Origin of the sequence: Rubrivivax gelatinosus, from assembly GCF_004340905.1 — a bacterium.
GTDB lineage: Bacteria > Pseudomonadota > Gammaproteobacteria > Burkholderiales > Burkholderiaceae_C > Rubrivivax > Rubrivivax gelatinosus.
Genome location: NZ_SLXD01000018.1, coordinates 62,905 through 69,881 on the forward strand (window position 1 = coordinate 62,905; position 6,977 = coordinate 69,881).

The following is a 6,977-nucleotide window of genomic DNA, read 5'->3' on the forward strand; positions in this document are numbered from 1 at the left end:
TCGCCTTTCTAGAATCTCCCTCTCCGGAGGACCCATGCTCGACATCACCCTGCTGCGCCGCGACCTCGCGAGCGTCGTCGCCCGTCTCGAAAAGCGCCGTGCGCCGCAACCTTTCCTCGACGTCGAACGCTTCACCGCGCTCGAAGCCGAACGCAAGCGCATCCAGACGCGCACCGAGGAGCTGCAGTCGCGGCGCAACCAGCTGTCCAAGCAGATCGGCCAGGCCAAGGGCCGCGGCGAGGACGCCTCGGCGCTGATGGCCGAGGTCGGTGGCATCGGCGACGAGCAGAAGGCCGGCGCCGAGCGCCTGGAGGCCATCCAGGCCGAGCTGCAGCAGATGCTGATGTCGATTCCGAACCTGCCGCAGGACAGCGTGCCGGTCGGGGCCGACGAGAGCGGCAACGTCGAGGTGCGGCGCTGGGGCGCGCCGCGCAGCTTCGAGTTCACGCCCAAGGACCACGTCGACCTGGGCCAGCCGCTGGGGCTGGACTTCGACACCGGCGCCAGGCTCGCCGGCTCGCGCTTCACCTTCCTGCGCGGCCCGGCGGCGCGCCTGCACCGCGCGCTCGCCCAGTTCATGCTGGACACGCAGACCCAGGAACACGGCTACACCGAGTGCTGGACGCCGTACATCGTCAACCGCGAGGTGCTCGAAGGCACCGGCCAGCTGCCCAAGTTCAAGGAGGACATGTTCTGGGTGCTGCGCGGCGGTGACGAGGAGCAGCGCGAGCAGTACCTGATCTCGACCTCGGAGATCCCGCTGACGAACACCGTGCGCGAGCAGATCCTCGACGCCGCGGCGCTGCCGATCAAGCTGACGGCGCACAGCCCCTGCTTCCGCTCGGAAGCCGGCAGTGCCGGCCGCGACACGCGCGGCATGATCCGCCAGCACCAGTTCGACAAGGTCGAGATGGTGCAGATCGTGCGTCCCGAAGACAGCGACGCCGCGCTGGAGCAGATGGTCGGCCATGCCGAGGCCATCCTGCAGAAGCTGGAGCTGCCGTACCGCGTGATCACGCTGTGCACCGGTGACATGGGTTTCGGCTCGGCCAAGACCTACGACCTCGAGGTCTGGCTGCCGGCGCAGGGCACCTACCGCGAGATCAGCTCGTGCAGCAACTGCGAAGCCTTCCAGGCGCGGCGCATGCAGGCGCGCTTCCGCAACGCCCAAGGCAAGACCGAGTTCGTGCACACGCTCAACGGCTCAGGCCTGGCGGTGGGGCGCACGCTGGTCGCGGTGCTGGAAAACCACCAGCAGGCCGACGGCTCGATCCGCGTGCCGGCGGCCTTGCGGCCCTACCTAGGCGGCGCCGAAATCCTGCGCTAGAATGCGCGGCTTCGCTGACCCCAGCGAGACCACGCGAATACCAGGAAAGGTGGCAGAGTGGTCGAATGCGCCGGACTCGAAATCCGGTTCACGGTTTCTACCGTGACGAGGGTTCGAATCCCTCCCTTTCCGCCAAGACAATCCCTCACCGCCTCCGGCCGTGAGGGATTTTTCTTTCCGGCCCGCTCGTCGGGCCGGCCGATCCACTCTCCGACGCCCGCATGATCCTCCGCGAACGCCCGGTCGGCCCGCGCCTGTTCTTCGTGCTGCGCGGCTCGATCCTGCACCGCATCCTCGTGCCGCTGGCCGGCACGACGCTGACCGCGGTCGTCGTCACGCTGCTGCACGGTGAGCTGCTGCACCACAAGATCACCGTCACGACGATCCCGTTCTCGCTGATCGGCATCGCGCTGGCGATCTTCCTGGGTTTCCGCAACAGCGCGGCCTACGACCGCTACTGGGAGGCGCGCAAGCTCTGGGGTGACGTCGTGCACCGCAGCCGCAGCCTGGCGCGCCAGGCGCGCTGCCTGGTGCGGGGCGCGGTGCCGGCGCAGGCAGCGCTGGGGCTGGGTGACCTGCGCGTGCGCATCGTCTGGCGCACCGTCGCACTGGCGCACGCGCTGCGCCACCATCTGCGCGACACCGAGCCCGAGCCCGAACTCGCGCGTTTCCTGACGGCTGCCGAGTGGGCCGGGCTGCAGGCCGCGTCCAACCGCCCCGAGTACCTGCTGCAACGCCTGGGCGACGACCTGCGGCGCGGCCTGGACGACGGCGCCATCGACTCCATCGTCGCCTGCGAGATGGACCAGACGCTGGCCGCCTTCGCCGCCGCCTTTGCCGGCTGCGAGCGCATCAAGGGCACGCCGATCCCGTTCGCCTACTCGCTGCTGCTGCACCGCACGGCCTACCTCTACTGCTTCCTGCTGCCCTTCGGCCTGATCGACGCGCTGGGCTTCGTCACGCCGCTGGTCGTGGCCTTCGTCGCCTACACCTTCTTCGGCCTGGACGCGGTGGGCGACGAGATCGAGAACCCCTTCGGCCACGGCTACAACGACCTGCCGCTGGACGCGATCTGCCGCACGATCGAGATCGGCCTGCGCGAGAGCCTGGGCGACGAGCACCTCCCGCCGCCGCTGCAGCCGGTGGACTTCTGGCTGCGCTGAGCGCCATGAAAAACGGGCCCCGCGGGGCCCGTCGTCTTCAGCCGGTTCCGGCCGCCGCTCAGGCGGCGAGGTCGAAGCGGTCGAGGTTCATCACCTTGGTCCAGGCGGCGGCGAAGTCCTGCACGAACTTGCCGGCGTTGTCGTCGCTGGCGTAGACCTCCAGCAGCGCCCGCAGTTCGGAGTTCGAGCCGAAGACGAGGTCGGCCCGCGTGGCCGTCCACTTCAGCGCGCCGCTGGCGCGGTCGCGGCCTTCGTAGACGCCGGGCTCGGCCGCCGGGCCCCACTTCGTGCCCATGTCCAGCAGGTTGACGAAGAAGTCGGTCGACAGCGTGCCCGGGCGCTCGGTGAGCTGGCCGTGCGTGCTGCGGCCGGTGTTGGCGCCGAGCACGCGCAGGCCGCCGACGAGCACCGTCATCTCCGGCGCCGTCAGCGTCAGCAGCTGGGCGCGGTCGAGCAGCAGTTCCTCGGCCGGCGTGCGGCTGTCGGCACGCTGGAAGTTGCGAAAGCCGTCGGCCCGCGGCTCCATCGCCGCGAAGGACTCGACGTCGGTCTGCTCCTGGCTCGCGTCGCTGCGGCCCGGCGCGAAGGCCACCGTCACCGGATGCCCGGCGCGGCGCGCGGCCTCCTCGACGGCAGCGCTGCCGGCGAGCACGATCAGGTCGGCGATCGAGAGGCGCTTGGCGCCGGTCTGCGCGGCGTTGAAACGTGCCCGCACGCCTTCCAGAACTTCCAGCACCCGCGCCAGCTCGGCCGGCTCGTTGACCTCCCAGTCCTTCTGCGGTGCCAGGCGGAGGCGCGCGCCGTTGGCGCCGCCACGCTGGTCCGAGCCGCGGAAACTCGAGGCCGAGGCCCAGGCGGTCTTCACCAGCTCGGCGATCGTCAGCCCCGAGGCCAGCACCTCGGCCTTCAGCCGTTCGATGTCGGCGGCGTCGACCAGCGCGTGGTCGACGGCGGGCACCGGGTCCTGCCAGATCAGTTCTTCGGCCGGCACTTCCGGGCCCAGGTAGCGCGAACGCGGCCCCATGTCGCGGTGCGTCAGCTTGAACCAGGCGCGTGCGAAGGCGTCGGCGAAGAGTTCCGGGTTCTGATGGAAGCGGCGCGAGATCGGCTCGTAGATCGGGTCGAAACGCAGCGACAGGTCGGCCGTCGTCATCATCGGCCGGTGCAGGCGGCTCGGGTCGTGGGCGTCGGGGATCAGGTGCTCGGGCTTGACGTCCTTGGCGAGCCACTGCCAGGCGCCGGCCGGGCTCTTGACCAGTTCCCACTCGTAGCCGAAGAGCATGTCGAAGTAGCCCATGTCCCAGGTCGTGGGGTTGGGCTTCCAGGCGCCTTCGATGCCGCTGGTGATGGTGTGCACGCCCTTGCCGCTGCCGAAGGCGTTCTTCCAGCCCAGGCCCATCTCCTCGAAGGCCGCGGCCTCGGGCTCGGGGCCGACCTGGCGCGTGTCGCCGGCGCCGTGCGCCTTGCCGAAGGTGTGGCCGCCGGCGACCAGCGCGACGGTCTCCTCGTCGTTCATCGCCATGCGGGCGAAGGTCTCGCGCACGTCGCGGCCCGAGGCCACCGGGTCGGGCTTGCCGTCCGGGCCTTCCGGGTTCACGTAGATCAGGCCCATCTGCACCGCGGCCAGCGGGTTGGCGAGTTCCCGTTCGCCGCTGTAGCGGCTGTGGGCCTGGTCGCTGGTGGCCAGCCACTCGGTCTCGGCGCCCCAGTTGACGTCTTCCTCGGGTTCCCAGATGTCGGGGCGGCCGCCGCCGAAGCCGAAGGTCTTGAAACCCATCGACTCCAGCGCGACGTTGCCGGCCAGGATCATCAGGTCGGCCCAGCTCAGCTTGTTGCCGTACTTCTTCTTGATCGGCCAGAGCAGGCGCCGCGCCTTGTCCAGGTTGCCGTTGTCGGGCCAGCTGTTGAGCGGTGCGAAACGCTGGTTGCCGTGGCCGCCGCCGCCGCGGCCGTCGGCGACGCGGTAGGTGCCGGCGCTGTGCCAGGCCATGCGGATCATCAGGCCGCCGTAGTGGCCCCAGTCGGCCGGCCACCAGTCCTGCGAGTCGGTCATCAGCACCCGCAGGTCGTGTTTGACGGCGGCGTAGTCCAGCTTCCTGAACTCGGCGGCGTAGTCGAAGCCCGCGCCCATCGGGTCGGACTTCGCCGAGTGCTGGTGCAGGATCTTCAGGTTCAGCCGCTTGGGCCACCAGTCGGCGTTGGTGCGCGCCTGCGTCGTCGTGCGGGCGCCGTGTTCGGCATGGAAAGGGCAGCGGGCTTCGGTGGACATCGGCAATCTCCTCGGATCACGTCTGGGTGACGAGGCATCAATCTAATCAATTGCCGTCCGCCTGTTGATTGCCTTTCCCTATGTTGTCGATCGACGCGCTCAGGCCGTGCCGGCCTGGGCCACCAGCACCGCCAGCGCCGCCGAGGCCAGGCGTGCGGTGGCGCCGTCGGCGCGGCTGGTCAGCGCGATCGGCACCCGCGCGCCGAGCACGATGCCGCTGCCGACCGCGCCGCCCAGGTACTCCAGCTGCTTGGCCAGGATGTTCCCGGACACCAGGTCGGGCACCACCAGGATGTCGGGGTCGCCGGCCACCGGCGAGACGATGCCCTTGGTGCGCGCGGCCTCGGCCGAGATCGCGTTGTCGAAGGCCAGCGGGCCGTCGACGATGCCGCCGCGGATCTGGCCGCGGTCGGCCATCTTGCACAGCGCCGCAGCGTCCAGCGTGCAGGCCATCTTCGGGTTCACGCCTTCGACCGCCGCCAGCACCGCCACCTTCGGCAGGTCGACGCCGAGCACCCGCGCCAGGTCGATCGCGTTCTGCACGATGTGCGCCTTCTCGTTGAGCGTCGGCGCGATGTTCATCGCCGCGTCGGTGACGAGCAGCGGCTTGTGGTACGCCGGCGCGTCGAAACGGAAGACGTGCGAGATGCGGCGTTCGGTGCGCAGTTCGGGACGCGACAGCACGGCCTTCATCACCTCGTCGGTGTGCAGGCTGCCCTTCATCAGCGCCTGCACCGCGCCTTCGGCGGCCATCTCGGCGGCGCGTTCGGCGGCGGCGTGGCTGTGGCGCACGTCCTCGATCTCGAGGCCGGCCAGCGTCAGCCCGGCGGCGTCGGCGGTGGCCTGCAGGCGCTCGCGTGGCGCCACCAGCACCGGCGTGAACAGGCCGTGGTGTGCGGCGTCGAGCGCGCCGCGCAGCGACTCGGCGTCGCAGGGGTGCACGACGGCGCAGCGCAGCCCGGCGTGGCGTGCGGCCTGCTCGATCAGCGAGCGCACGCCGGCGGCGGCGTCGAAGACGTGCCAGCGCAGCCCGGTGGCCTTGCGCACACGCTCCTTGTGGCGCGGGGCCTCGACGACGGCCAGCCCGTCCATCAGCAGCGTGCCGTCCTGGCAGCGCACGCTGCAGTCCAGCGTCACGCGGCCGCTGGCGGCGTCCTTGGCGCGCACCGCGACCCGCACCTCCAGCACGTCACCGGCGCGCGCCGTGGCGTGGAAGTCCATGCGCTGCGAGACGTAGCGCGTGCCCGGGCCGGGGAACACGGTGCCGAGCACGGTGGACACCAGCGCGCCGCTCCACATGCCGTGCGCGGTGCGGCCGGCCAGGCCGGCCTCGCGCGCGAAGTGCTCGTCCAGATGGGTGGGGTTCAGGTCGCCGGAGATCGCGGCGAAGCCGGCGATGTCGGCATCGGTCAGGGCGCGCCGCATCGTCGCGCCCTGGCCGACGGCGAGTTCCTCGAAGGTGGTGTTCTCCAGCCACTGGTCGCGCAGGTCGATCTCCATCGGGCGTCCGCTCGCGGCCGTCACGGGGCCGCCGGGTGCGAAGACTAACGCCGCCAGGCCATCACCGGGATCCAGGAGCGCAGCCGGCGGCCGTCGTGCACGCGGCGGTCCAGCCGCTGGGACAGGCGCCAGGTCATGTGCGGCAGCGCGTCGTGCAGGCAGAGGATGGCCATCGCGTCGTCGGCGGCTTCGGAAACGACGACGAGCTCGATCTCGATGTCGGCCTCGGCCCAGCGGCCCAGCAGCGGGCGAAGGTCCTCGGCGGTGCAGCGGCTGCGCAAGCCGAAAACGACGATCCGCCAGTCGGCGGGCGCAAAAAAGGCATTCATGGCAGGCGGGGCGAGCGTCCGGTGCGCGCCTGCCCCGAGCCTAACGCGCAGCCTCTGGCGCGGCCGGGCGGATGTGTGACGTCGCAGCAGTCTCGAGCCGGGCGCGCGCTTGATCTGCCGCAACCTTGATCTGGCGGCGGGACGCACGAACCGGGGGCGTGGACACTGCGCCCCCGCCGCGTGGCCCCGTCCGGCCCCGGTTCCCCCCTCGCGCGCCACGCGCCCCAACCGAATCGATTTCCCGAGGAGTCGACCGACCCGATCATGTCCGAACAAGCCATCGTCCTCCATCCGCGAGCCGGCAGCGCCGCCACCGACTCCCAGCCGGCCATCGTCGGCCAGCGTGTCGAGCTGCAGCTGCTGACCACGCTGCGCTGCAACCTGAAGTG

General features: G+C 70.8%; 5 protein-coding genes and 1 tRNA gene. 3 read left to right on the forward strand and 3 right to left on the reverse strand.

Features of this window, described 5'->3' with window-relative positions:
- Nucleotides 1-34 precede the first annotated feature (34 nt).
- The 3 genes from serS (at nt 35) to EV684_RS22125 (ending at nt 2,490) form a co-directional block, all read left to right on the forward strand.
- Entirely contained in the window at nt 35-1,327 is a 1,293-nt protein-coding gene (serS, locus tag EV684_RS22115; RefSeq protein WP_132649511.1) for a serine--tRNA ligase, read from the forward strand.
- A gap of 43 nt (nt 1,328-1,370) precedes the next feature.
- Nucleotides 1,371-1,462, forward strand: a tRNA-Ser gene (locus tag EV684_RS22120).
- A gap of 86 nt (nt 1,463-1,548) precedes the next feature.
- Complete coding sequence (locus EV684_RS22125) at nt 1,549-2,490, forward strand: bestrophin family protein (RefSeq protein WP_132649512.1); 942 nt, start codon at nt 1,549-1,551, stop codon at nt 2,488-2,490.
- Nucleotides 2,491-2,548: 58 nt separating this feature from the next.
- On the opposite strand, the gene katG is transcribed toward EV684_RS22125, so the two are convergent.
- The 3 genes from katG to EV684_RS22140 form a co-directional block, all read right to left on the reverse strand.
- Nucleotides 2,549-4,759, reverse strand: coding sequence for a catalase/peroxidase HPI (katG, locus tag EV684_RS22130; protein WP_132649513.1), 2,211 nt, complete (start codon nt 4,757-4,759; stop codon nt 2,549-2,551).
- 99 nt (nt 4,760-4,858) lie between these two features.
- The gene (locus EV684_RS22135; RefSeq protein ID WP_132649514.1) at nt 4,859-6,259 is read right to left on the reverse strand and encodes a bifunctional enoyl-CoA hydratase/phosphate acetyltransferase; all 1,401 of its coding nucleotides are present in this window, start codon (nt 6,257-6,259) and stop codon (nt 4,859-4,861) included.
- Between the two features lie 44 nt (nt 6,260-6,303).
- Nucleotides 6,304-6,588, reverse strand: coding sequence for a hypothetical protein (locus EV684_RS22140; RefSeq protein WP_132649515.1), 285 nt, complete (start codon nt 6,586-6,588; stop codon nt 6,304-6,306).
- Nucleotides 6,589-6,977 lie beyond the last annotated feature (389 nt).